The organism is Streptomyces sp. NPDC000941 (assembly GCF_053599555.1).
In genome coordinates this window covers 1-24,537 of sequence record NZ_JBSFMM010000103.1, presented here as the reverse complement: position 1 = coordinate 24,537, position 24,537 = coordinate 1, and the positions used below count along the sequence as shown (strand labels likewise).

Sequence of the window (24,537 nt, the reverse complement as noted above, 5' to 3'; positions counted from 1 at the left end):
CACGCGGCCGGGGTGCGCGGCCGGGCGGAAAGGGCGAGGCTGAAGCCATGCTGCTGGCCGATGTCGCCCGTACCTCCCGCGAGGTCGCGGCCACCGCCGCCCGCTCGGAGAAGATCGCGGCCCTGGCCCGGCTGCTCAGCCGCGTCGAACCCGCCGAGGCGCCCGTGGTGATCACCTACCTCGCGGGCAGGCTGCCGCAACGCCGCATCGGGGTGGGCTGGGCCGGGCTGCGGATGCGCCCAGAACCGGCCGCCGGGCCCCGCCTCGGGGTGCTCGACGTGCACCAGGCCCTGGACCGGGTCGCGGCCGTCTCCGGCACCGGCGCCACCACCGAGCGCAAGCGGCTGGTCTCCGGGCTGATGTCCGCCGCCACCGAGGACGAGCAGGCCTTTCTGCTCGGGCTGATCGGCGGGGAACTGCGCCAGGGCGCGCTGGACGCGCTCGCCGTCGAGGGGCTTTCGGCCGCGGTCGGCGCGCCCCCGGCCGAGGTGCGCCGCGCGGTGATGCTCGGCGGCTCGCTGGGCGCGGTCGCCCGGGCACTGCTGGAGAGCGGGCCGCCGGCGCTGTCCGAGTTCGGGCTCGAGGTGGGGCGGCCGGTGCTGCCGATGCTCGCCCACAGCGCACGGGACCTGGACGAGGCCCTGGACCGGCTCGGCCCCTGCGCGGTCGAGGAGAAGCTGGACGGCATCCGGGTGCAGGTGCACCGGGACAAGGAGACCGTACGCGTCTACACCCGCACCCTCGACGAGATCACCGACCGCCTGCCGGAGGTGGTCGCGGCCGCCCGTGAGCTGGCGGTGGAGCGGGCGGTCCTCGACGGCGAGGTGATCGCCCTCGACGCCGACGGCAGGCCCCGGCCGTTCCAGGAGATCTCCGGCCGGGTCGGCGCACGGCTCGACGTGGCCGGGGCCAGCGCCTCGCTGCCGCTGTACCCGGTCTTCTTCGACCTGCTGGCCGTGGACGACCGGGACCTGCTCGACCTGCCCGCCCGCGACCGCCACGCCGAACTGGCCCGGGTGGCACCCGCGCCCCGGCGGGTCCGCAGGCTGCTGGCCGAGGATCCGCGGGACGAGGCGACCCGGCGGGCGGCGCGCGAGTTCGCCGCCGATGTGCTGGCCCGCGGGCACGAGGGCGTCATGGCCAAGTCCCTCGACGCCCCGTACAGCGCGGGCCGGCGCGGCGCGTGCTGGCTCAAGGTCAAACCGGTGCACACGCTCGACCTGGTCGTACTGGCCGCCGAATGGGGCCACGGCCGCCGCACCGGCAAGCTGTCCAACCTCCACCTGGGCGCCCGGCGCCCGGACGGCACCTACGCCATGCTCGGCAAGACCTTCAAGGGCCTCACCGACAAGCAGCTCGGCTGGCAGACGGAGGCGCTGCTGCGGCTGGCCGTCAGCGACGACGGATGGGTGGTGCGGGTGCGGCCAGAACTGGTCGTGGAGGTCGCCTTCGACTCGCTCCAGCGGTCCTCCCGCTATCCGGAGGGGGTGACGCTGCGCTTCGCGCGGGTGCTGCGCTACCGCGAGGACAAACCGGCGGAGGAGGCCGACACGGTCGAGACGGTGCTGGCACTGCGCGGCACGTAAGGACCGTACGGGGCCGGTCACCGCCGCGTCGTACGCAGGAGCCGGTCTCGGCCCCGCTATCGCCCCAGGGCCTGACGGGCCAGCCGGTACGCCACCAGGTCGGCCACCGATATCAGCGGCAGCAGCCTGCTGGCCGCGAGCCGGCTCAGATCCTCGTGGCCCGCCAGCTCCCAGTCCGCCGTGACGACCGCGCCGACCGCGGTCACCCCGGAGAGCCCCGCCAGCCGCGACAGATCGACGGCCGCCTCGGCATGGCCCTCCCGCTCCAGCACCCCGCCCGGCATCGCGCACACCGGGAAGACATGCCCCGGGCGCCCCAGCTGGCCGGGAGCGGTCTGCGGATCGGCCAGCGCCTGGACGGTGCGCGAGCGGTCCGCGGCGGACAGGCCGGTGGTCGTGGTGGGCCCCAGCAGATCGACGGGGACGGTGAAGGCGGCGCTGAGCAGCGTCGTGGTGTGCTCCTCGTCCACCGTCAGCCGCTGCAGCCGCAGCCGGTCGGCGTGCCCGTCCGGCAGGGCCACGCAGACCATGCCGGAGGTGTGGTCGAGCAGCTGCTTGAGCGCGCCCTCGTGCGAGTGCTCGGCGGCGAGCAGCAGAACGCCGCGATGCTCCTTGGCCAGCTCGTCGTAGACGATGACGAAGCCGCCCTCGGCGAACGCGTCGATCGCCTGTTCGACCGCCAGAAGGCGCTCGGGCGCGACCGTCTGCTCAACCACTGCCATGGGGAGGAATTTTGGCACATGCCAAGGGAACTGACGACGTGTCAATGCTCACAAAGTAAGGGTCTTGGCACCATCAGTGACCTTCGTCCCAGGGTGACCGCGCTCGATGGGAGGCTCAGGGAAGAATGAGGGCCCCCAAATGAGGGCCCCCACATCAGGAAGGCAAGCGTGCAGACGACGACAGTCGGGGAGGGCCGGGCCGCCGAGCCCGTACACCCCGTACGCCGCTTGATACGGCCCGTACTGCGGCCCGTACGCCGCTTCGCCCGGCCCCCGCGCGGACTGGCCCGGCAGGTGGCCGCGTGGTGCGCGGCGCTGCCGCTGACCGTGGTCAGCGTGGTGCTTGGCTACCGGGCCGCGGACAGCGACGGGATCACGCCCGTGCCCCAACTGCTGGCCTTCCTGCCCTGGCTGCTGGTCCCCGCGCTGCTCGGCCTGGTGCTCGCGGTGGCGGCGCGCTGGCCGCTGGGGTGTGCGTGGGCGCTGGCCGCGGCCTCGGTGACCGGCTGGTTCATACAGCCGTACGACCCCGGCGGCGCCGCGCCCCGGCCGCGCGGCCCGGTGGTGGCGCAGCTGCGCGTGCTGACCGCCAACCTGGAGTTCGGCGGGGCAACGAAGGGGCTGGTCGACGCGGTACGGCGGGAGAAGCCCGACCTGGTCTCGGTCCAGGAGTGCGACACCCGCTGCGGCGCGGCGCTCGACTCGGCCGCCCTGCGCGAGGCCTACCCGTACCGGAAGATCGTCACGGTCCCCGGCGACGCGGCCCACGGCTCGGCGATCCTCAGCACCTACCCGCTCACCCCCGAGGCCGGGATCACCGGCAAGCTGGCCATGCCCCGGGCCGTCGTACAGATCGCCGGGCGGCGGCTCCATGTACAGGTGGCCCATCCGATGCCGCCGATGCCGGGGCAGCTGGACGTCTGGCGCACCGAGTTGGGGCGGCTGCGCGCGTACGCCGCCGACCGGGGCGACGACCCCACCCTGATCGCCGGGGACTTCAACGCCACCCAGGACCACGCCGCCTTCCGCTCCCTCCTCGACACCGGAATGCGGGACAGCACGCGGGCGGTCGGCATGTCCCGCACGCCCAGCTGGCCGACTCTGACCACCCCGGCGCTGGGCGCCCAGATCGACCACGTCCTGGTCAGTGACGCGCTGCGGCCCCGAGCCGCCCGCTTCCTGGATCTGCCGCACACCGACCACCGGGCGCTGCTGGTCGACCTCGAGCTGTACTGAACGCTTGCCGTTCAGCTCTCGCTGGGGTTGTAGGAGTTGGCCAGCTCGAAGGGGTCCGGCTCCAGGCCCTCCGTCGGCCAGCGCTGCTCCCGCCGCCACTGCTCGTTCTCCAGCGCCAGCGCGTCCCACAGCAGATTGAGCGGATGGCTCGCGTCGTAGTGGGCGCGCTCCCCGCGGCGGGTGAAGGCGCCGAGCAGCACCTCGAGCCGAGGCCCGGTGTCGTTGACCAGCTCGACGGCCCGCATCCCGCGCCCGTACGCGACCCGCGGGTCGCCGGCCGCCTCGGCGACGCCCTTGGTGACCAGCATGCAGCCCCGCAACAGCCCCGAGCGCAGCAGCTCGAAGCCGTAGGTGACGGTGTCGATCTCGGCCGCGATATGCAGCTTGTTGCGGTAGTCGGCGCCGAACCAGGTGTGCAGCACCCCCGCCATCAGCCCGCTGGCCGAGACGACGAGCGGCAGCGTGCGCAGCTCGCTGCTCGTGACGGTCGGGCCGGGCAGCCGGGAGTGCGGCAGATTCGTCAGCAGCGACACCCCGCTGCGGCGCCACTCCATCACATCGAACGCGTCCAGCTCGTTGTCGACGCCGGTCCCCTGCGGGCTGGTCACCACACTGCCGCAGACCAGGTCCACGTCCTTGGCGCGCAGCTTGCCCAGCACGTCCCGGGTGCGGACATGCCCGACCTTGAGCTCGATGCCCCGCTGCTCGAACTCCTCGGCCACCCGCTCACCGGCCCCCGCGAGATAGCCGAGGGTGAAGCGCGTGGTGCCCACCATCAGGGTTTTGCCGAGCCGGCGACGGGATTCGTGGATGCCCTCCAGCCAGTCGCCCAGCGTGCCGCGCGCCAATTCGACCAGGGCCTCGCCGGTGCCGGTGAACAGCACGTCCTTGCCGCGCCCCTGCTTGAGGACGAGCGGTTCGCCGCACAGGTCACGGAAGTTGCGGTTCATCGTGTCCAGCTGCTTCTGCACGCTCGACTGTTCCCGGCCGAGCACCCGTGCGGCGCCCAGCGCGGTGCCGGTCTCATGGACCACGATCAAGGTGCGTAGTTGGTCCATCGTGGTGTCCATGAGGGCGAGTGGGCTCTGCAGCAGTCTGCTTCGCCCGTTGGCCGTCGGTGGTCCGAACGGCCCGGGTGTGGCCATGAATCCTCTCGCTTCCCAACTCTGCCCGATTTATGGACTCACGAGTTTAGCCCCGGGATGCTTGATCACGGGGCTCAAGTCACCCGGGGCTCATTTCGGATAAGCGCGGATTTACCGGTACGAGCGCTGTTCACTCGCGGGCAACACGGGCACTGCGAACACCACAGGCACCACAACGGCGAGCGGCGGAATTATCCCGCGAGGCCCTTCCGGACGGGGTTTTCCGTCCGAACAACAACTGACCGACACAGACACCAACTGATCCGTGTGTCAGCTGAATTGGCCTCAGGGACAATTCCGCCGCAGTTCAATTCCGAAGAATTTTTCAGACGCCGATGTTCCCGCCGTCGCGCCGCCACACGCTGATCACGGACGGACGGGTCAGCTTGCCCGGCCCGTCGGGCCAGGTGGACGCGGGCTTCTCCACGCTCGCGCCGTCGAGCTCACCCGGGTGCTGCACCGCCACCAGCACCCGCCGGTCCTGCACGATCGGCCCGCAGGTCTCGGCGCCCGTCGGAACGGTCAGGAACTGCTTGACCTCACCGCGCCTGCTGCCCGACGTCGCCACCCCGAACAGCCCGTCGTGGCTGCCCAGCGCGTTGCCGTCGGTGGAGATCCACAGATTGCCGTACGCGTCGAAGGTGACGTTGTCCGGGCAGGAGATCAGGGACACCTGGTCCTTCGGGAAACCGCCGAAGTACGTGCTCGGGTCCGCCGGGTCACCGCACACCAGGAACAGCTTCCAGCTGAAGCGGCGGGCCGCCGGGTCGCTCCAGCGCTCGGTCAGCTCCAGGATCTGGCCGTGCTTGTTGCTGTTGCGCGGGTTCGCCTCGTCGGCCGGGGCCTTGCCCGCCTTGCCGCGGTCGCTGTTGTTGGTCAGCGCGACGTACACCTTGCCCGTACGCGGGCTGGGCTCGACGTCCTCCGGGCGGTCCATCTTCGTCGCGCCCACCTTGTCGGCGGCCAGCCGCGTGAAGACGTAGACCTCCTCGGCCGTCATCCCCTCGACATACGAGGTCGTGCCGCTCGCCAGCGGAATCCACTCGCCGGAGCCGTCGAACTCGCCGTCCTTCGGCAGCTTTCCGGTGCCGTCGATCTCGGCCACCGGGCTGTCGCCGGTGAACTTGGCGACGTACAGCGTGCCCTCGTCCAGCAGCGTGCGGTTGTGCTCGCGCGCGGCCCGGCTGGTGCCCTTCATCATCCGCTTGGACGAGACGAACTTGTAGAAGTAGTCGAACCTTTCGTCGTCGCCCATGTAGAGGACCGGACGGCCGTCGTCGGTCAGCCGGGGCTCGGCGGCCTCGTGCTTGAACCGGCCCAGCGCGGTGAGCTTGCGCGGCGTCGACTCCGGGTCGTACGGGTCGATCTCGATGACCCAGCCGAAGCGGTTGGTCTCGTTCGGCTCCTGCGCCACATCGAAGCGCTTGTCGAAACGCTCCCACTTGCGCTCGGTGGCCGCGCCCGCCAGGCCGTAGCGCTTGAGGCGCGCGGCGGTGGTCGGGTCGGTCACCGAACCGGCGTTGGCAAAGTACTGGTTGAAGTTCTCCTCGCCCGACAGGACCGTGCCCCACGGGGTGATGCCGCCGCCGCAGTTGTTCAGCGTGCCCAGGATCCGCTTGCCCGTCGGGTCGGCCGAGGTCCGCAGCAGCTTGCTGCCCGCGGCCGGGCCCGTCACCTCGAACGGCGTGGTCGCGGTGATCCGGCGGTTCAGGCGGTGGCGCGACACGGCCGTCAGCTTGCCCAGCTTGCGGTCCTCCTGCGCCGCCAGCACGGACAGGCCGTGCGCGGCCCAGGCGATCTCGGCCTGCTCACGGGTCGGGTTCGCCGCGTCGTACCCGGCGAACATCAGCACCTCGTCGGTGTACTCGTGGTTGACCACGAGCAGCTGGCGGTCGCGCTCCTGCGGGATGTCCAGCACGGCCATGTAGTCGTTGTTGTACCCGAACTGGCCCGCCTGCGCCTTCGCCGACTGGTTGGCCGGGTCGAACGCGGGCGCCCCGCGCAGAATCGGGTCGCCCCAGCGGATCACCACGTTCTGGTCGTGGCCCTCGGCGACCACGACGGCGTCGGTGGTGTTCGGCGCGACCGGCGAGAAGCGCAGGCCGCGGGCGGCCTTGCCCACCCCCTTGTCGGCGGCCTCGTCGGCGGCGGTAGCCGCGGCGGCTCCCTCGGCCGCCGCGGCCTCCGGCGCCCGCCCCACCGCGGTCACCCCGGCCGCGGCCGCGACCGAAACCACCGCGCCGGCGCGCAGCACCGAACGGCGCGACAGCGCTCCGGCTATGACGTCACCGATGTAGGCGTTGTCGCTGGTGTTGGGCACCTCGTGAAAGCAGGCGTCGCCACAGCGGTACCGGCATGTCAGAGCGGAACGACCGCCCGGGTGCGAGTTGATGAGCGGCAGGAGCTTGCGCACGTCTTACCCTCCGTACGGATTGCACGCATGGATTTCGCGTAGGACCGTCCAGCGCGCAACCCGCGCCGACACGGTGTCGGGACCCCATCCGGGGCGAAGCTATGGGCGTAGAGCCGCGGACCGGCGACCGTCGCCTGAATCGGGGGTGAACGGCGGGTAACCGGAATCGGCAGCGGAGTACTGCTGATCGGCCCGCTAGCCTTTCCGCACCACGGACATGTACCGCCATGCCCCGGACTCGACACGTGATGAGGTATCTCCCATGGCCATACGGGACCTACTGCGCAAAGTTTTCGGACGCTCCCGCACGCCGCGGGTCGACGCTTCGGCTGCGCCGGAGGCGGCAGTTGTCCCGGCCCTCCAGGAGCAGCCCGCCCCCGCGCCCGAGCCTGCGCCCGCTTCTGTGCCTGCGCCCGCGGCCGCTTCCGAGCCTGCCGCCAAGCCCGCCGCCAAGCCCGAGCCCGCCTCGACGGCTGCTTCGACGGCTGCCTCGCCCTCTGACGGGGAGGCAGCTGCCCACCACCCCTCGCTGACCGAACCGCTCAAGACGCTGGACGAGATCCTGGAATCCTCCGACGCCGCTGACGCGCAACCCGCGCCGGAGGCAGGAGGGAAGGACCAGCCCGCGAAGTCGGCCAAGGCAAAGGCGGAAGCCACCGCCGCGGCAGCGGACACGGACGAGCCGAAGCCGGTCACGGCCGAGGCCGCCGAGGATGAGCCCGCCGCCGACACCAAGGCCGGCACCGACGACGCCAACGCTCCGGACGCCGCGCCCGCAGCGACTGACGGCGAGCAGGCAGCCGCAGCCAAGCCCGTAGCGGACGAGGCCCCGGCCGACGCTGAGGCCACTCACGCCAACGACGCTGCGCCGAAGGCTGAGGACGACACTCCGGCCGAAGCCGGAGCGGACGCGGACGCGGACGCGAAGAAGGAAGCCGCTGACGAGCAGACGGCCGAGGCAGAAGCGGAAGCCGCAGCCACGGACAAGACGGCCGAGGCCACCACCGCCGAGCCGAAGACCGAGGCCACCACCGGCGACGCCGACGCTCCGGCCGAATCGACGGCCGCCAAGCCCGATGCGACCCCGGAGCCCGCCGCCGAGGCGGACGGCCAGAAGGCGGCCGAGCCCGTAGCGGACAAGGCTACGACCGACGCCGAAGCCACCGCCGCCGACGACCCCGCGCCGACCGCCGCGCCGAAGACCGAGGCCGACGCAACGGACACCCCGGCCGAGGCCGCAACCACGTCCGCAGCAGCCGACACGACCGAGCCCGCCACCAGCGACGCCGAAGCGGAGGCCGCGCCTGCCGCAACTGACGGCGAGCAGGCAGCCGCAGCCGAGCCCGTAGCCGACGAGGCCATTCCCGCCGACGACAACGCGCCGAAGGCCGAGAGCGACACCCCGGCCGAGGCGGAAGCGGAAGACGCGGCCAAGCCCGCCGAGCCGGCCAAGGACGAGACGGCCGACGCCGAGCCCGTAGCGGACAAGGACACGACCGAGGTCACGGTCGAGGTCGCCGACGGCCCCGCGCCGAAGGCCGAGAGCGACACTCCGGCCGCCGAGGCGAAGGCAGACGCGAACGCCAAGGCCACCGACGAAGGAGACGCCGCCATCCCCCTCAGCGACGTGGAGACCCGGGCGCCCGGGCTCGTCAGTCTGTACAAGAGCGCCGCTGACGCGCTGGCGCAGAAGGGGCTCGTGGGGCGGCGGGCCGCCGTATATCTCGTGCTGGACCGGTCGGGGTCGATGCGGAGCTACTACAAGGACGGCACCGTCCAGCACCTCGCCGAGCAGGCCCTCGCCCTCTCCGCGAACCTGGACGACGACGGCACCGTCCCGGTCGTGTTCTTCTCCACGGACATCGACGGCACCGCGGACGTCGACCTGGCGAACTACAGCGGCCGGATCGAGGAGCTGCACTCCTCGCTCGGCCACATGGGCCGTACGAACTACCACCACGCGATCAAGGCGGTCATCGACCACTACCAGGCGTCCGGCGCCACCGACCCCGCGTTCGTGATCTTCCAGACGGATGGCGCGCCCACCACCAAGGCCGCCGCCGAGAAGGCGCTGTGCGAGGCGGCGCGGCTGCCGATCTTCTGGCAGTTCATCGGGTTCGGGGACCCGGAGGCGAAGGGGTTCGACTTCCTGCGCAAGCTGGACGTTCTGTCGGTGCCGGACAAGCGGGTGGTGGACAACGCGGGGTTCTTCCACGCAGGCCAGGACCCGCGCGCGCTGTCGAACGCCGAGCTGTACGGGCAGCTGATGGTGGAGTTCCCGGAGTGGCTGCGGGAGGCACGTGAGGCCGGCGTGCTGAGCTGACCGGGGTCCGGGACGGGCACCGACTACGTGAGGGCCACCCGCGCGGCACGAAAATCGCCGCGCAGGTGGCCCTCACCGCTCAGATACGATAATGACGGCTCGCAGAGCAGCTCGGCACATAGTTCACAGAGCGCTCGCAGAGCGACATGTCACCCACTGCATCGACCCGGGAGCAGCCCGCGATGGCTCGACACCTCATCACCAGCGCCCTTCCCTACATCAACGGGATCAAGCACCTGGGCAACATGGTGGGGTCCATGCTCCCGGCCGACGTCTACGCCCGCTATATGCGCCAGCGCGGCCATGAGGTGCTGTACATCTGCGCCACCGACGAGCACGGCACCCCCGCCGAGCTGGCCGCCAAGGAGGCGGGTCTGCCGGTGGCCGAGTTCTGCGCGCAGCAGCACGACGCGCAGAAGGCGGTCTACGACGGCTTCAGCCTGGCGTTCGACTACTTCGGCCGCAGCTCCTCCGCGCAGAACGTGGAGATCACCCAGACCATCGCGCGCGAGCTGAAGGCGAACGGCTTCATCGAGGAGCGTTCGATCCGCCAGGTGTACTCCAACGCCGACGACCGTTTTCTCCCCGACCGCTATATCGAGGGCACCTGCCCGCACTGCGGGTACGACAAGGCGCGCGGCGACCAGTGCGAGAACTGCACCCGCGTGCTGGACCCGACGGATCTGATCAACCCCCGCTCGGCGATCAGCGGCAGCAGCGATCTGGAGGTGCGGGAGACCAAGCACCTGTTCCTGCTCCAGTCGAAGCTGGCGGGAGAGGTCGCGGCGTGGGTGGACGAGCACGGCAAGGACTGGCCGACGCTCGCGTCGTCGATCGCCCGCAAGTGGCTCAACGAGGGGCTGCAGGACCGGGCGATCACCCGTGATCTCGACTGGGGCGTGCCGGTGCCGGCCGACACCTGGCCGGATCTCGCGGCCGAGGGCAAGGTCTTCTACGTATGGTTCGACGCCCCGATCGAGTACATCGGCGCGACGAAGGAGTGGTCGGACCTGGACCCGGCGAACCGCGACTGGAAGTCGTGGTGGTACGACGTGGACCAGACGGTCCGCTACACCGAGTTCATGGCCAAGGACAATGTCCCGTTCCACACGGTGATGTTCCCGGCGACGCTGCTGGGCACCCGGGACGCATGGAAGAAGGTCGACTACGTCAAGGCGTTCAACTGGCTGACGTACTACGGCGGCAAGTTCTCGACGTCGCAGAAGCGCGGGGTGTTCACCGACGCCGCGCTGGAGCTGCTGCCCGCCGACTACTGGCGCTACTTCCTGATGGCGAACGCGCCGGAGTCGGACGACACGTCCTTCACCTGGGAGCACTTCGCCGCCACGGTCAACAAGGACCTGGCGGACACCCTCGGCAACTTCGTCAACCGGGTGCTGTCGTTCTCCCGTAAGCGGTTCGGTGACGAGGTCCCGGCCGGGAAGGCCGCGGGGGAGGCCGAGGCGCGCCTCGGGGAGGAGATCGCGCGGCTGCTCGCGGAGTACGAGGAGTACATGGACGCGCTGCAGTTCCGCAAGGCCGCGGCGGCGCTGCGCGCCCTGTGGAGCGCGGGCAACTCCTACCTGGAGGAGAAGGCTCCCTGGCTGGAGATCAAGACCGACCAGGAGGGCGCGGCCCTCACGCTCCGTACGGCGATGAACCTGATCCACCTGTACGCGGTCGTCTCCGAGCCGTTCATCCCGGCCTCCGCGCGGGCCATGCGGTCGGCGTTCGCGCTGGCGGACGACACGGCGCCGTGGGTGGGCCAGGAGGAGGCCAAGGCGCTGGCCTCCGTCCCGGCCGGTACGGCCTTCACCGTGCCGCCGGTGCTCTTCGCCAAGATCACCGAGGAGGACCTGGAGTCCTACCGGGTGCGCTTCGGCGGTGCGCCGGAGCAGGCGGGCGGCGGGGCGCCGACCGGGGTGGAGACCGAGGGCAAGCCTGTCGAATAACGACGTAACGACGGAGGGGTGGCGGGCCCGGCCCGCCACCCCTTCGCACCGTTGATCGCTCGACAACCGTTCGTTTAGCGCGTTCGACCAACCTGTGGAGTCCATTCATAGGGAAGTCGAGGAGCGCAGTGCCCGACGCACCACGTGTCACAGTGACGGTCCACGGCCCCGACCCGCTCTCGCGGGCCGGGGTCGTACGTCATCTGCGGCACCAGCCCACCGTCCAACTGATCCACCGTCCGCGTCCGTTCAGCGACGAGCCGCGCGGCACCGTCGCCATCATGCTCGCCGAACGCCTTGACGCCCGCGCGGGCGCCGAGCTGCGCCGTCTGGTGCGGGGCGGCGAGCAGCGGGTGGTGCTGGTCACGGGCGAGTTGCGCGAGACGGAGCTGATGACGGTCGTGGAGTACGGCGTACGGGCCGTGCTGTGGCAGCACCGGGCCACACCGAGACGTCTGCTGCGCGCCGTACACCGGGCCGCCCGCGCGGAGCGGACGGATCCGTGCGGTGTGGACCAGCGGCTGACCGAGCACTTTGTGTACTAGTTTCGGATGCATCGGATACATACGAGCGGTGAGACGCAGGTCACACTCAATTGGCCGGCCGGCCGTCACATCTCGCCGGGCCGCTCCGTCAGTGCTGTGTAACCGACAACACGGCGAGGAGATCACCATGGATGCCCGTCTCAACTACTACGGCAACTCCGTCGCGGCCAAGTTCGCGAAGTACATCAACTCTGCGGGCAAGGTCGTCGGCGACTCGGCCCTGCCGGCCGCGACGCAGGAACTGGTGAAGATCCGCGCCAGCCAGATCAACGGCTGCGGCTTCTGCACCGACATGCACACCAAGGACGCCACGCACGCCGGCGAGACCTCGGTACGGCTCAACCTGATCGCGGCCTGGCGGGAGGCCAAGGTCTTCACCGAGGCCGAGCGCGCCGCCCTGGAGCTGACCGAGCAGGGCACCCGTATCGCCGACGCGGCCGGCGGTGTCACCGACGAGGCCTGGGCGAACGCCGCCAAGCACTACGACGAGGACCAGCTCGCCGCCCTGGTGTCCCTGATCGCCCTGATCAACGCCTACAACCGGATGAACGTGATCATCCAGCAGCCCGCGGGCGACTACCAGCCCGGCCAGTGGGGCTGATCCCCAGCCGCGCTGTCCGGCTCGCCCATCGCGGATGAGCCGGACAGCGCGGGACAGCGGTTCAGCGGCGGTCTACAGGTCCGTGCCGTCGTGGGTCGCGTCGGGGGCGACGCCCAGGGTGAGGGTGCCGACGACGCCCTTCTCGATCCGGCCCTTCTTGTACTTCAAGGTGAGCAGCCCGCCCTGGGTCCCGTTGCCGGGGTAGATCGTGTCCTCGTCGAGGGTCGTGCGCTCGGTGGTGCTGCTGCTGTACGGGGCGACCTCGGCGGAGGCGAGCACCGCCTCCTCGGCGAAGAAGAGCTGGCCGGTGTGGCAGGTGTGGCCGCCCTCGTAACCGGAGTCGGTGAGGGCGCCGCCGACGTGGACCTTGGTGTGGATATGCACACAGCGGCCCCGGTACCAGCCGGGGAAGACGGTGCGGAACTCGACGAAGCCGCCCTGGTCGGTGAGCTGGGTGCCACGCAGATAGCGCTTGTCGTCGGTGGGCTCCTGGTGCCCGCCGCCCCCGCCCGGCGGGGTACCGGTGGGCGCGTCGGTGGGGGTTCCGGTGGGGGTGCCCGTCGGGGCGTCGGTGGGCGGGGCGCCGGTGGGCGGGGTGCCGGTGGGCGGGGTGCCGGTGGGCGGGGTGCCGCCACCGCCGGTGCTGGAGCTCTCGTAGCCGGAGTAGAGCCCCAGGGCGTCGCAGTGCCAGATGTCGACCGCGGCCTTCCGCACCGGTTTGCAGGTCTCGGAGTCGATCACCTTGAGCCGGAGGGTCATCGGGATGCCCTCCTTGCTCTCGGTGATGTCTTTACGGATCTTGTCCGCGTCGATGTAGTACGGCCCCTCGGTGGTCTCCGAGGTGAGCCGGTAGCAGACCTCCCCCGACGTGGCCGTCGTACTCGCGGAGGGCGAGGCGGCGGAGCTCGAGGAGGTCTCGCTCGCCGACGCACTGGCGGCGATCCCCGCCCCGATACCGGTCGCCGCGACCGCCGCGCCACCCGCGACGATCATCCGGCGTCTGCTCATATCGCGCTTGTGCGCGGGGCCCGTGCGCCGGGCGTCGTCGTGCCGGGCGTTGTCGTTCCGGGCTTCGCTGAAGTCCTCAGTCATGGCAGGGGACGCTAGGACCGCAACCTGGCAGGGGCATCGCAAGAAGCTGTGAAAGCGGTATGACGCGGCCCTGTCAGCGGGCCAGCGAGGTCGCATCGCCCATCACCACGACGGGGTGCCGCTCCGGGTCCAGGATGAGCAGCAGCTTCTTCATATGCTTCTTGGAGATGCTGACGCAGCCCTGCGTGGGCCCGCCGTGGTCCACATGGAACCAGATGCCGCCGCCCCGCTTCTGGCCCAGCGGCCTGGTCCAGTCGCGCGGGGAGGTGCCCGCCTTGCGGTTGTAGTTGATGGCCACGACGTAGTCGAAGGACCCGGCGAGCGGTTCGCCCTCGAAGCCGGTGCCGCCGATGGTGAAGCCGCTGGACTGGTCGTACGACAGCCGGGTGCCGGGGTTCGGGAGGCGGCCGCCCGCGTCGGTGAGGGGGTAGACGCCGATCGGGGAGCGCAGATCGCCGGTGACGTGGTGGTCGGTCCAGCCCCTGCGGGCGTTGTGCGCGTCCCAGGTGGCGACGGCCCGCCAGTCGGCGCCCGCGGCCATGTCCGGGTCGCCGTCGGGGTTGCGCCGCTGGTAGACCACCGCGGTCGCGCGGGAGGAGGCACGGCCCTCGCCGGTCACGACCACGACCTGGCGGGCGTCGTCGGGCACCTTGGCGAGGGTACGGGGGCCGAGCCCGGGCAGGTTCTTGCGCAGCGCGGCGGGGGCGGGCCGCTGGGCCGTGGTGCCGGGGCCGGGTGCCGCGCTGCCCTGTGCGGCGGCGTCGGTGACGCCGGCTCTGGGCTCGGGGCCGTCGGCCGGACCGTCAGCCGACGCCCCGCATCCGGCGAGCGCGGCGATGACGAGGGCCGCCGCGGCGAAGGCCACGGCCCTGCGGGCGGGCCGGGCCGCTCGTACCGATACGACACTCAGATTGTCATTCACATTCAGGGAACCCGTTGGCATGGGCACCTGGTTGCCCCGCGTTCCGCCGGAAGCGGAAGCGGGGCCCAGAACCGCTACTTTCCGGACTCGCCGGCGGGCTTGTCCCCAGCCTTCTCGCCGCCCTTGTCGGCAGCCCTCTCCGCCGCCTGCTTGATCTGCGGCTTGCGGATCGACAGGTGCAGCTCCCGCAGCCGCGTCTCGTCCACCTCGCTGGGCGCGCCCATCAGCAGGTCCTGCGCGTTGCCGTTGAGCGGGAAGGCGATGGTCTCGCGGATGTTCGGCTCGTCGGCCAGCAGCATCACGATGCGGTCCACGCCCGGGGCGATACCGCCGTGCGGCGGCGCGCCGAAGTGGAAGGCGCGCAGCATACCGCCGAACTCGCGCTCCACCTCTTCCCGCGAGTAGCCCGCGATCTCGAACGCCTCGTACATCACATCCGGCTCATGGTTCCGGATGGCGCCCGAGGACAGCTCCACACCGTTGCAGACGATGTCGTACTGCCAGGCCAGAATGTCCAGCGGGTCCTTGGTCCGCAGCGCCTCCAGGCCGCCCTGCGGCATGGAGAACGGGTTGTGCGAGAACTCGATCTGGCCGGTGTCCTCGTTCCGCTCGAACATCGGGAAGTCGACGATCCAGCAGAAGCGGAAGACGTTCTCCTCGAAGTGTCCGGCCCGGCGCGCGGCCTCGACCCGCACCGCGCCCATGATCTTGGAGACCTCGTCGAACTCCCCGGCGCCGAAGAAGACCGCCGTGCCCGGCTTGCCCTCGACCTCGGCGATCAGCTTCTCGACGTCCTCGTCGGTGAGGAACTTCGCGATCGGCCCGGTCAGCTTGGCGTCCTCGCCGATCCGGACCCAGGCCAGCCCCTTCGCACCCTGCAGAGCCGCGAACTCGCCCATCTGGTCGAAGAACTTCCGCGGCTGGTCCGCGGTGTCCGGCACGGCCAGCGCGCGCACATGCTTGCCCGCGAACGCCTTGAAGCCGGAGTCGGCGAAGACATGGCTGACGTCCACCAGCTCCAGCTGGGCGCGCAGGTCCGGCTTGTCGGAGCCGTACTTCAGCATGGCCTCGCGGAACGGGATCCTCGGGAACGGCGAGGTGACATGGCGGCCACCGCCGAACTCCTCGAAGAGCTCGGTCATCACCTTCTCGATGACCTGGAAAACGTCCTCCTGCTCGACGAAGCTCATCTCGACATCGAGCTGGTAGAACTCGCCCGGCGAGCGGTCGGCGCGGGCGTCCTCGTCGCGGAAGCAGGGCGCGATCTGGAAGTAGCGGTCGAAGCCCGCGATCATCAGCAGCTGCTTGAACTGCTGCGGGGCCTGCGGCAGCGCGTAGAACTTGCCCGCGTGCAGCCGGGACGGCACCAGGAAGTCCCGGGCGCCCTCGGGCGAGGTGGCGGACAGGATCGGGGTCGCCAGCTCGTTGAAGCCCTGCGCGGTCATCTTCTGCCGGATCGCGGAGATCACGGCGGAGCGCAGCATGATGTTGCGGTGCATACGCTCACGGCGCAGGTCCAGGAAGCGGTACTCCAGGCGCCGCTCCTCGTTGACCCCGTCCTCGGGGAAGACGGTGAAGGGCAGCGGGTCGGCGCCGCCGAGCACCTCGACGTCGGTGACCTCGACCTCGATCTCGCCGGTGGGCAGGTCGGGGTTGACGTTCTCCACGCCACGGGCGATGACCCGGCCGTCCACGCGGACGACGGTCTCCTTGGAGATCGAGCTCAGCGCGTCGTTCGCCGGGGTGTCGGGGCGGACGACCAGCTGGACCAGGCCATAGTGGTCGCGGAGATCGATGAAGAGGATGCCGCCCAGGTTCCGCCGATTGTGCAGCCAGCCGGAGAGCCGCACGTCGGTGTCGACGTCAGCGGCGCGGAGCTCGCCGCAGGTGTGGGACCGGTACCGATGCATCGTTCATCCAAGTCGTTTGGGCGGTCGTCGGGTCGGAGCGTCTGGTCGGGGAGGCGTACGCACCCTCGAAAAGCTTCTCGGCAAGCCTACCGGCGCCGCGCCCCTCACTGGTAAGGCTGCCGCATATCCCCATATGGTGGCCCAATGCGCACCGAGGATCTGCTCGCCGCCCTCGCGACGGGCCTCTGGCGCTGGGACACTGTCTCGGGCGCCGTGAGCTACGACGCGGAGGCGGCCCGGCTGATGGGGCTGCCCGCGGAGCCCGTCACCCTCCCCGAATCCGCCGCCCGCGCCTGTTTCCACCCGGTGGACTGGGTGGAGGTCAAGGCGATCGTGAATCTCGCGGTGGCCGAGGGCACCGTCGCCGAGGCCCGGGTGCGCGTCGTGGACGAGAAGGGCCGGGTGCTGCGCACGGTGCGCAGCCGGTGCCGGCCGGTGATACACGGCGGCGACCCCGGCAGACGGGGCGCGGAGAACGGCTACAACCTGGTCGGCACCCTCCAGGAGGTGCCCGAGCCGCTGCCCGGCACCTCCGCGGTGGCCCTGGCCCCCGTCACCGGCGACTGGCGGCGCAACCGCGAGGCGTTTCTGCTGGACGCGGGGCGCGCGCTCGCCGAGGCGCCCTCGACCGCCGAGGTGCTGCGGGTGGCGGCGGGCCTGTCGATGCCGGGCTTCTCGCCGGACGGGCTCGCGGTCTTCGGGATCAAGGGTGACCGGATCTCGCTGATCGGCCGCCACGGGGACCCGGCGGGGGACGAGCGCCCCTTCACCGCTCAGCCGCTGGACGCCGACTGCCCGGCCGCCGAGGTGATCCGCAACGGCCGGGCGATCTATCTGCCCGGCCCGGAGGACTACCGGGACCGGTTCCCGAGCTCCTGGGCCCGCACCCGGCCGGTCGCCCGCCGGGCCTGGGCCTTTCTGCCGCTGATCGTCGCGGGCCGCACGATCGGCGCGTGGATGGCGAGCTTCGCGCACCCGGTGTCCTTCTCGCCCGACGAGCGCTCGGTGCTCACCACGGTCGCGCGGATGCTGGCCCAGGCGCTGTCGCGGGCCTCGCTCCAGGAGACGGAGCGCGAGCTGACGGACGGCCTCCAGCGCTCGATGCTGCCCGCCGACAAACCGGCCATCCCCGGTCTCACGGTGGCCGCGCGCTATGTGCCGACGGGCGGCGGGCTGCAGGTGGGCGGCGACTGGTACGACGTGATCGGGCTTCCCTCGGGGCGTACCGCGCTGGTCATCGGGGATGTCCAGGGCCACGATGTGCGCGCCGCCGGGATCATGGGGCAGCTCAGGATCGCGGTCCGCGCATACGCCTCCGAGGGCCACCACCCCGACGCGGTGCTCTCCCGCGCCTCCCGGTTTCTGGCCGGGCTCACCGAGCCGCCGGGCCCCGGCGGCGAGGCCGCGTACGATCCGCGCTTCGCGACCTGTCTGTATATGGAGGTGGACCCGGTCGCCGGCACGCTGGACATCGCCCGCGCGGGCCACCCCGATCCGGCGGTACGGCTCGCCGACGGCACCATGATGATCCGCCCCACCGCGGGCGGACTGCCGCTGGGCGTCGACCCGGACACCGACTACCCCACCACCCGGGTGGTGCTTGAGCCCGGCGAGACGCTGCTGATGTGCACGGACGGGCTGATCGAGACCGGCGGGCACGATGTGGAGTCGGGCTGGGACCGGATCCGGGCGGTTTTCGAGCGCACGACCCCAGAACCCCCCGCCGCCCCGGACGCCCCAGACACTGCGGGAGGCACTGCGGGAGGCACTGCGGGCGAGTCGTGCGCCACGGACATCGCGGCCGCCGTGGACGCGTCGGCAGACTCGGCCTCTCCCGCCGCTCTGGCCGCGCTGGAAGCCGACGATCTCGACGCGCTCGCCGAGGCCCTGGTCCAGGCGGTGCACGGGCCGCCGTCCCACCACACCACCGGCCATCTCGCCGACCGCCGCCAGGACGACATAGCCCTGCTGCTGATCCGGCGCGACGCCGAGGTGTGCCTGGTCGGCCCCGGCTCGGCCCCGGTGCGGCGTACCGCCGTCACGGTCGCCCAGGCCGAACCGGAGCGCATAGCCGAGGCCCGGCAGCAGCTGCGCGACATGCTCCACGACTGGACCGACCACGACCAGGTGGAGTCGGCGGTGCTGATGCTCTCCGAGATGGTCACCAACGTCCTGGTGCACACCGACGGCGACGCCCTCCTGGTCGCCGAGGTCAGCGGCCGGGTCGGCACCAGACGGCTGCGCCTGGACGTCGCCGACAGCAGCGACGAACTCCCGCACCGCCGCCGCCCGGGCGAGCTGGCGTCCTCGGGGCGCGGGCTGATCCTGATGGAGATGCTCGCCGACGCGTGGGGAGTGGACCCACGCGGCGACGGCAAGTGCATCTGGTACGAGCTGTACGAGGCGAGGCCGGGCGAGGCGAGGCCGGACGGTTTCAGCTGAAGAGCCCGGAACCAAGCGGGCGTTGTGCGTCGAAACCGGGAAGTATCAGGAAGGACGCGCTGGCGGTCGTGGTCGTGTATTCCAGCAGGGCGTCGGAATTGTCCATACGGGTGAGGGTGCTGGTGAAGGTCCGTATGTCGTTCTGGAAGCTTATGAAGAGCAGTCCGGGGGCCGGTCCGTCGATGCTGTAGGAGCGACGGAGCATGAGGCCGACGCCGACCGCGGTGGCGTGCGCTCTGCGGGCGTGGGCTTCTGCCGGGACGAGGTAGCGTCCGTCCGGCGTTTTGGCGCCGAGGTCCGGGCCCGAGGCGATGGTGCCGCCGGAGAGGGGCACGCCACTGGCTCGGCGCCGGCCGAAGACCGCTTCCTGTTCGGCGACGGACAGCTTGGCGAACCGCGGCAGGTCGAGTTCCATGCGCCGTAATACGGCAAGGGTGCCGTGGGCGACCGGAGCCGGCCCGTCCAGCCACAGGTCGCGTTCCTGTTCCGCCTTCGTATGGGGGCCCACGATGCCGTCGACGAAGCCGAACACGTTGCGTGGCGCGGCAAGGCCCTTGTCCACTCGCACATTCGCACCGCGGATCGCGGACTGCCGCCAGCGTTCGCGTATCCGGTCACCGGCCTGTTCCAGAAGCGCGGCGGCCACGACCGGTATCACCAAGGCGTCGTCGGCGCAGATCTGTATCAGCAGATCGCCGCCGCGTGCCCGTGGGGCGATCTGCTCGCGCGAGAACCGTGGCAGGTCCTTCGCGCCGGGCAGGCCGGGGTCGACCTTGCGCACCAGCCGGGGGCCCACCCCGATCGTCACGGTCAGATCGCCCGGCTCCAGGCCCATCAGCCGTGCGTCGGTCCCGGTGGTGAATTTACCGATGGCCTCACCGAGTTCGGCCAGCAACGGACGGACGGACCCGGCGTCGACGAGGTCGGCCACCACGGCCAGCAGGTTCCGCTGGGCCGGCTGTGGAAGCGTGATGCCCGCCTGGTAGCGGCCCGTTGGCGACACCGGCGGGGTCGGCGCGGGGGTGCCGGGCCGGTCGGACCGGTCCGGCCGGGCGGAACTCGATTGGCACCCGGCGGAGAGGCCGACGGCGGTCACAGTGCCGGTGGCACCGAGAAACGCGCGGCGGGACGGGCTGGAGTCGGCTTGTCGCACGGTGTGAACTGTGCCATATCCCTATCGGCGCCTGCGACTTCACCGGCGCCGTGCCAGGATGAGACCATGCCTCCTCTCCGTCTTCGCCTGATCGCCGCGGTGCTCGGTACCTTGGCACCCGTACTGGTCGGCTGCGGCGGGGGCGATGACGGATCGGACGACGGCCGACGGCCGTCCGGTGAGCACGTGACGATCAAAGTGCCGGCTGACGCCCCGACGATCTCGGCCGCGGTGTCCCTGGCCAAACCCGGCGATCTCGTACTGGTCGCGCCGGGCAAGTACCACGAGTCGGTGAAGATCTCCACGGCTCGTATCACTCTTCGCGGCGAGTCCCGGGACAAGGTCGTCATCGACGGCCGGTTGCGGCAGCCGAACGGCATCGTCGTCACCGCTCCCGGGGTGGCCGTCGAGAACCTGACGGTGAAGAACAACACCCAGAACGGGGTCCTGGTCACCGGTTCGGCGAAGGCGGCTGCCGGAATGCCGGGGCAGTCCGGCGGCTATGACACCGGCGACGAGCCCGTCACCTTCCTGAAGTCATTCCTGGTCTCCCACGTGACCTCGACCCGCAACGGGCTGTACGGCATCTACGCGTTCTCCGCGCAGAACGGTGTCATCGAGCACTCGTACACGTCGGGCTCGGCCGACTCGGGCATCTATGTCGGACAGTGCAAGCCCTGTCGCATCGTGGTGCGGGACAACATCGCCGAACTCAACGCGGTCGGCTACGAAGGCACCAATGCCGGCGGCGACATGTACGTGGTCGGCAACCGCCTCGTCGGCAACCGGGTCGGGCTCACCACCAACTCCGACCACCAGGAGAAGTTGCTGCCGCAGAAGGATGCCGTCATCGCGGGCAATCTGATCGCGGCCAACCAGCAGAAGGCCACCCCCGAACAGGCCGACGGCGGCTGGGGCATCGGCATCGGGGTCGACGGCGGCACCGCCAACCAGTTCGTCCGCAACCGAATCGCCGACAACAGCAACGCCGGGCTGGTGATCACCGCAACCGCTGACATCCAGCCGAACGGCAACCGGATCCTGGACAACACCTTCGCCGCCAACAACATTGACGTCGGCTGGACGTTCCCCACCGCCACGAAGGGACGGGGCAACTGCCTGCGCGGCAATGAGCTACGCACGACGGTGCCCGCCAAGCTCGCGACAACCGCGTCCTGCCCGCGTCCCGCCCGTTCGCTCTCGCCGTCCGGCACATGGGCGAAGCCGACGGCACCTGGCGGTATCCCGTTCACCGAGGTGGCGGCGCCCGGGCGACAGCCGCAGTTCCCGAAGGCCACCACCACGGGCGCCACCGCTGTTCCGGCCGTTCCGGCGCTCCCGGACACGGCGGACATCCGGCTGCCGTCGGCGTCACTGCTCGCCGCGGGCGCGCGGGTGCTGACGTCCTGAGCGGCGGCTACGTCCTGAGCGGCGGCTACCGCGCCGGGGTGACTCCCGGTACCGGCCGGACCGGAGCGTACTTGTGGGTGTCGAAATCAATGACCACCGGCTCCGATGCGGAAGCCACGCCGACGCGCACCCGGTACATGGTGCCGTCCGAGCCGATCCAGTAGCGCACGGCGCCCGCCGTATCGGTCGTGGGCACGGCATCCGCCGTGCCGGACGTGGGACGGGCGCTCGTGGTACGGGCGGCGCTCGGCCCGGTCATGATGTCCACCTGATGTCCGTCCAACCGGTCCTCGCCAACCCAGGCGGCACCGTTCTGCGGCAGCAGTTCGGCATTGTCCGGCCGGTCGCTGCCGAGCTTCAGCGCGATCGTCAGCGAACTGTCCAGTGAACTGCCGTACTTCTGCAGCGGACGGCTGACCCAGCCCGAGCCCGGCGGCCGCGCCGGTGCCTTCGCCGGGGGGTCCGTCATCGGGTGTACGAACACGGTGGTGGCCGTCCACTCGATCAGTCCGTCGCTGGACGTATCGCGCCCGGTACCGCGCACCACGCCGTAACCGATCTTGCCGCGGTAGTCGATGGATCCGGTGATGGTCAGCCCACCAGCGGTGCCCGGCACCTCGATCGTCACGGCGCGCCCGCCTGCCTGGTAGTTGAGGAACCGTGTGACCGCCAGACGGTTCGCCTGATCCGAGGTCAGTTCCTTTGGACCGGTGGGGTCGGAGCCGCTGCCGGCGACCAGGAACGTGGTCACCGCCGCGACGGCCACACCGCCGATGACGGCTGCCACCCAGCGTGGCCGCAGCCATCGGCGCCGCCCGGCCGCACGCTGCGAGAGACCTTGTTGGGTTCTCATACGCCGCACGCTACGCATTGATAACTTGTTCCGCTCATTCACCCTCTGCTCCCCCCGATCTTGGCGGCCACCCGCTACAGTATCGTCGCTGGTGGGGCGGTTCAGGATGACTATTCAGACTCTTGTGCTGTTTCCGTGTGGGGAAGCGAGGACGAGTGCGGCTGGTCTGGGGGAAGCACTCCCGAGTCCCTGAATTCACCACATCCGCCAAGACGACCAAGACGACCAAGAACGACGGGGCCCACCGAAACAGCGGTGGGCCCTTTTCACGGCCGACGTTGTCACCCAGGGCCGGTAAGCAAATGTACGGCTAAAAGCGGGTGGTCGGTTCACATCATGAGGGGAGTGTGATGGCTGTGGGAAAAGTGTGTAGAGAATTGCGCCGGACAGCCGGGAAGCATACGGGCCCACTGGCGCGAGTGGGCTTAAGCGTTCTCTTGCTGTCGGGTGGCGTCATGGGCGCGACGGCCGGGACGGCCAACGCTTCGACTGGCGACGGAACCCTGACCGTTGAGGTGCTGCGGGATTTCTTCGGCACCGGCGTGGTCAACACGACCATGGATGTGCCGCAGCAGGGCATGAAGGTCGAGGTGTCGGACCCTGACGGCCATCGGGTCACCGGCACCACGGATGCCACCGGAAAGGTGGTGATCTCGAAGTCGACCGAGCTGACCGGCGGTCAGTACCGTGTCGACGTCACCATCCCGGCCCCGTACGACAAGGCTCTTCAGGCGGCACCGGCCTCGACGGCGGAAAACCACTTCGACAGCTTCACGACGTTCGTGGATGTGTCGGATGGCAAGGACGACTCGGTCATCACCGGGGTCTGGAACCCGGCCGACTACGCACTGCCGGACACGCGGTATTTCGTGCCGATCCAGAACACCGCCGACGCGCAGGACAAGCGGGCACTGGTGGCGTTCGGAACGGACAAACGAGGTACGTGTCCTACCGATACGGCGTGCCCGACCACGCTCAACACGCAGGACCAGGTGGGCACGACGTTCGCGCTGGCCTATGACAAGTACCAGAAGCGGATCTTCCAGGGCGCGTTCGCCCGGCGGTACACCCCGTACGGGCCGGGCGGCGGTAACGCGATCTACACCACGCCGACCGACGGTGGGACGCCGACCCTGTTCGCGAAGGTGCCGGGCGCCGCGCTGACGCCGCACGACGCCACCAACATGATCAAGGACGCCGGGTTCACCAATGCGCCGGGCAAGGAGAGCATCGGCGGTCTGGCCCTGTCGGAGGACGGGTCGACGCTGTACGCGGTGAACCTGCTGACCCGGAGACTGGTCAGCTTCGACGCAACCGGTACCACCGCGTCCGCGCCCAAGGCGACGGTGCGCATCCCGGACCCGGGCTGCGCGAGCTCCGGCGACTGGCGGCCGTTCGGCCTTCAGGTCCACGACAACAAGCTCTACGTCGGTGGCGTGTGCAGCGCGGAGAGCACACAGCAGCGCGAAGACCTGAAAGCCGTCGTCTACACCTACGACGGCGAAGAGTTCGACACCGTGCTGACCCAGCCGCTCACCGCCAAGCGCGGCTCCGTCTTCGGTTCCAACGACGTCGTCCAGGCCACCCACTGGAACCCGTGGAACACCTCCCTGGCCACGTGGGACGAGCGGAAGGTGGGCAACGTCTTCATCGATCCGCAGCCGGAGCTCGCCTCCCTCGCCTTCGCCCGTGACGGTTCGATGGTCCTCGGTTTCCGCGACCGGTTCATGGACGTCGTGAGCTGGGGTGGACTGGACCCGAGGCCGCTCAACGACACCGCGGAAAACGGCATGGCCGGTGGTGACATCAACATGGCCTGCGCCAATCCCGACGGCGGGTACTCGTGGGAAGGCACCGGGAGTTGCCCCAACCACGCCACCCCCGCCACCGGTGGCACCCAGGACAGCAGTGTCGTCGAGTACTTCCCGGGCGACTTCTATGGCAACGGAGTTCACGCGGAGACCGCGCTGGGGTCGGTGGCCTACATTCCGCAGCAGCAGTGGGTCGTCAGCACGGAGTTCGACCCGGTCGCGGACGTCGCGACCTCAGGGACCGGGTACCACAACATCACCACCGGCCAGGGCCCGGGCAACAGCCCGAAAGCCAACGGGTACCAGTTCGTCAGTCAGGCACAGAGCGGGTTCGGTAAGGCCGGTGGGCTCGGCGATATCGCCTACGAGGCGGCGAACGCGCCGATCCAGATCGGCAACCGGGTGTGGTTCGACGGCGACC

At 70.5% G+C, this 24,537-nt stretch carries 17 protein-coding genes; 9 read left to right on the top strand and 8 right to left on the bottom strand.

Annotated features, from left to right (window positions below; all coding sequences use genetic code 11):
• The first annotated feature begins 47 nt into the window (after positions 1 to 47).
• Entirely contained in the window at positions 48 to 1,586 is a 1,539-nt protein-coding gene (locus ACWDSL_RS29375) for an ATP-dependent DNA ligase (RefSeq protein ID WP_450490445.1), read from the top strand.
• A 56-nt stretch (positions 1,587 to 1,642) separates the two neighbouring features.
• Here ACWDSL_RS29375 and ACWDSL_RS29370 read toward each other — a convergent pair whose 3' ends face one another.
• Positions 1,643 to 2,308: a 3,4-dihydroxy-2-butanone-4-phosphate synthase gene (locus ACWDSL_RS29370; RefSeq protein ID WP_450490443.1), complete on the bottom strand. Its 666-nt coding sequence runs from the start codon at positions 2,306 to 2,308 to the stop codon at positions 1,643 to 1,645.
• Positions 2,309 to 2,476: 168 nt separating this feature from the next.
• On the opposite strand from ACWDSL_RS29370, the gene ACWDSL_RS29365 reads away from it, so the two are divergent.
• Positions 2,477 to 3,544: an endonuclease/exonuclease/phosphatase family protein gene (locus tag ACWDSL_RS29365; RefSeq protein WP_450490441.1), complete on the top strand. Its 1,068-nt coding sequence runs from the start codon at positions 2,477 to 2,479 to the stop codon at positions 3,542 to 3,544.
• 11 nt (positions 3,545 to 3,555) lie between these two features.
• On the opposite strand, the gene ACWDSL_RS29360 is transcribed toward ACWDSL_RS29365, so the two are convergent.
• Both ACWDSL_RS29360 and ACWDSL_RS29355 read right to left on the bottom strand, forming a co-directional pair.
• Positions 3,556 to 4,614 (bottom strand): LysR family transcriptional regulator, encoded by a 1,059-nt coding sequence (locus ACWDSL_RS29360; protein ID WP_450490439.1) that lies wholly within the window; start codon positions 4,612 to 4,614, stop codon positions 3,556 to 3,558.
• Positions 4,615 to 5,014: 400 nt separating this feature from the next.
• A complete protein-coding gene (locus ACWDSL_RS29355) occupies positions 5,015 to 7,102 on the bottom strand; it encodes a PhoX family protein (RefSeq protein ID WP_450490437.1) in 2,088 nt (695 codons plus the stop codon).
• 403 nt (positions 7,103 to 7,505) lie between these two features.
• Here ACWDSL_RS29355 and ACWDSL_RS29350 point away from each other — a divergent pair, with 403 nt between their 5' ends.
• The 4 genes from ACWDSL_RS29350 (at position 7,506) to ACWDSL_RS29335 (ending at position 12,523) form a co-directional block, all read left to right on the top strand.
• Positions 7,506 to 9,425, top strand: coding sequence for a VWA domain-containing protein (locus ACWDSL_RS29350; RefSeq protein ID WP_450490435.1), 1,920 nt, complete (start codon positions 7,506 to 7,508; stop codon positions 9,423 to 9,425).
• 182 nt (positions 9,426 to 9,607) lie between these two features.
• The gene (metG, locus tag ACWDSL_RS29345) at positions 9,608 to 11,377 is read left to right on the top strand and encodes a methionine--tRNA ligase (protein ID WP_450490433.1); all 1,770 of its coding nucleotides are present in this window, start codon (positions 9,608 to 9,610) and stop codon (positions 11,375 to 11,377) included.
• A 128-nt stretch (positions 11,378 to 11,505) separates the two neighbouring features.
• Positions 11,506 to 11,922 carry a DNA-binding response regulator gene (locus tag ACWDSL_RS29340; protein WP_450490431.1) on the top strand — a complete coding sequence of 139 codons (417 nt, stop codon included), beginning with the start codon at positions 11,506 to 11,508 and terminating at the stop codon, positions 11,920 to 11,922.
• Between the two features lie 127 nt (positions 11,923 to 12,049).
• Complete coding sequence (locus tag ACWDSL_RS29335) at positions 12,050 to 12,523, top strand: carboxymuconolactone decarboxylase family protein (RefSeq protein ID WP_450490429.1); 474 nt, start codon at positions 12,050 to 12,052, stop codon at positions 12,521 to 12,523.
• A gap of 72 nt (positions 12,524 to 12,595) precedes the next feature.
• On the opposite strand, the gene ACWDSL_RS29330 is transcribed toward ACWDSL_RS29335, so the two are convergent.
• The 3 genes from ACWDSL_RS29330 to aspS form a co-directional block, all read right to left on the bottom strand.
• Positions 12,596 to 13,531, bottom strand: coding sequence for an intradiol ring-cleavage dioxygenase (locus tag ACWDSL_RS29330; RefSeq protein WP_450490479.1), 936 nt, complete (start codon positions 13,529 to 13,531; stop codon positions 12,596 to 12,598).
• A 157-nt stretch (positions 13,532 to 13,688) separates the two neighbouring features.
• Positions 13,689 to 14,480, bottom strand: a complete 792-nt coding sequence (locus tag ACWDSL_RS29325; protein ID WP_450490477.1) for a L,D-transpeptidase family protein — start codon at positions 14,478 to 14,480, stop codon at positions 13,689 to 13,691.
• A gap of 131 nt (positions 14,481 to 14,611) precedes the next feature.
• The gene (gene aspS / locus ACWDSL_RS29320; RefSeq protein ID WP_450490427.1) at positions 14,612 to 16,447 is read right to left on the bottom strand and encodes an aspartate--tRNA ligase; all 1,836 of its coding nucleotides are present in this window, start codon (positions 16,445 to 16,447) and stop codon (positions 14,612 to 14,614) included.
• 144 nt (positions 16,448 to 16,591) lie between these two features.
• Between aspS and ACWDSL_RS29315 the strand changes: the two genes are divergently transcribed.
• Positions 16,592 to 18,889 carry an ATP-binding SpoIIE family protein phosphatase gene (locus tag ACWDSL_RS29315; RefSeq protein WP_450490425.1) on the top strand — a complete coding sequence of 766 codons (2,298 nt, stop codon included), beginning with the start codon at positions 16,592 to 16,594 and terminating at the stop codon, positions 18,887 to 18,889.
• On the opposite strand, the gene ACWDSL_RS29310 is transcribed toward ACWDSL_RS29315, so the two are convergent.
• Complete coding sequence (locus ACWDSL_RS29310) at positions 18,882 to 20,042, bottom strand: Dyp-type peroxidase (RefSeq protein WP_450490423.1); 1,161 nt, start codon at positions 20,040 to 20,042, stop codon at positions 18,882 to 18,884. The genes ACWDSL_RS29315 and ACWDSL_RS29310 overlap by 8 nt on opposite strands.
• A gap of 66 nt (positions 20,043 to 20,108) precedes the next feature.
• On the opposite strand from ACWDSL_RS29310, the gene ACWDSL_RS29305 reads away from it, so the two are divergent.
• A complete protein-coding gene (locus tag ACWDSL_RS29305) occupies positions 20,109 to 21,452 on the top strand; it encodes a right-handed parallel beta-helix repeat-containing protein (protein ID WP_450490421.1) in 1,344 nt (447 codons plus the stop codon).
• 25 nt (positions 21,453 to 21,477) lie between these two features.
• Here the strand turns inward: ACWDSL_RS29305 and ACWDSL_RS29300 are convergent, their stop codons facing one another.
• Positions 21,478 to 22,203 (bottom strand): hypothetical protein, encoded by a 726-nt coding sequence (locus ACWDSL_RS29300; RefSeq protein ID WP_450490475.1) that lies wholly within the window; start codon positions 22,201 to 22,203, stop codon positions 21,478 to 21,480.
• Positions 22,204 to 22,760: 557 nt separating this feature from the next.
• Between ACWDSL_RS29300 and ACWDSL_RS29295 the strand changes: the two genes are divergently transcribed.
• Positions 22,761 to 24,537, top strand: a 1,777-nt coding sequence (locus tag ACWDSL_RS29295; RefSeq protein ID WP_450490419.1) for an SdrD B-like domain-containing protein, incomplete at its 3' end; no start/stop codon positions are given.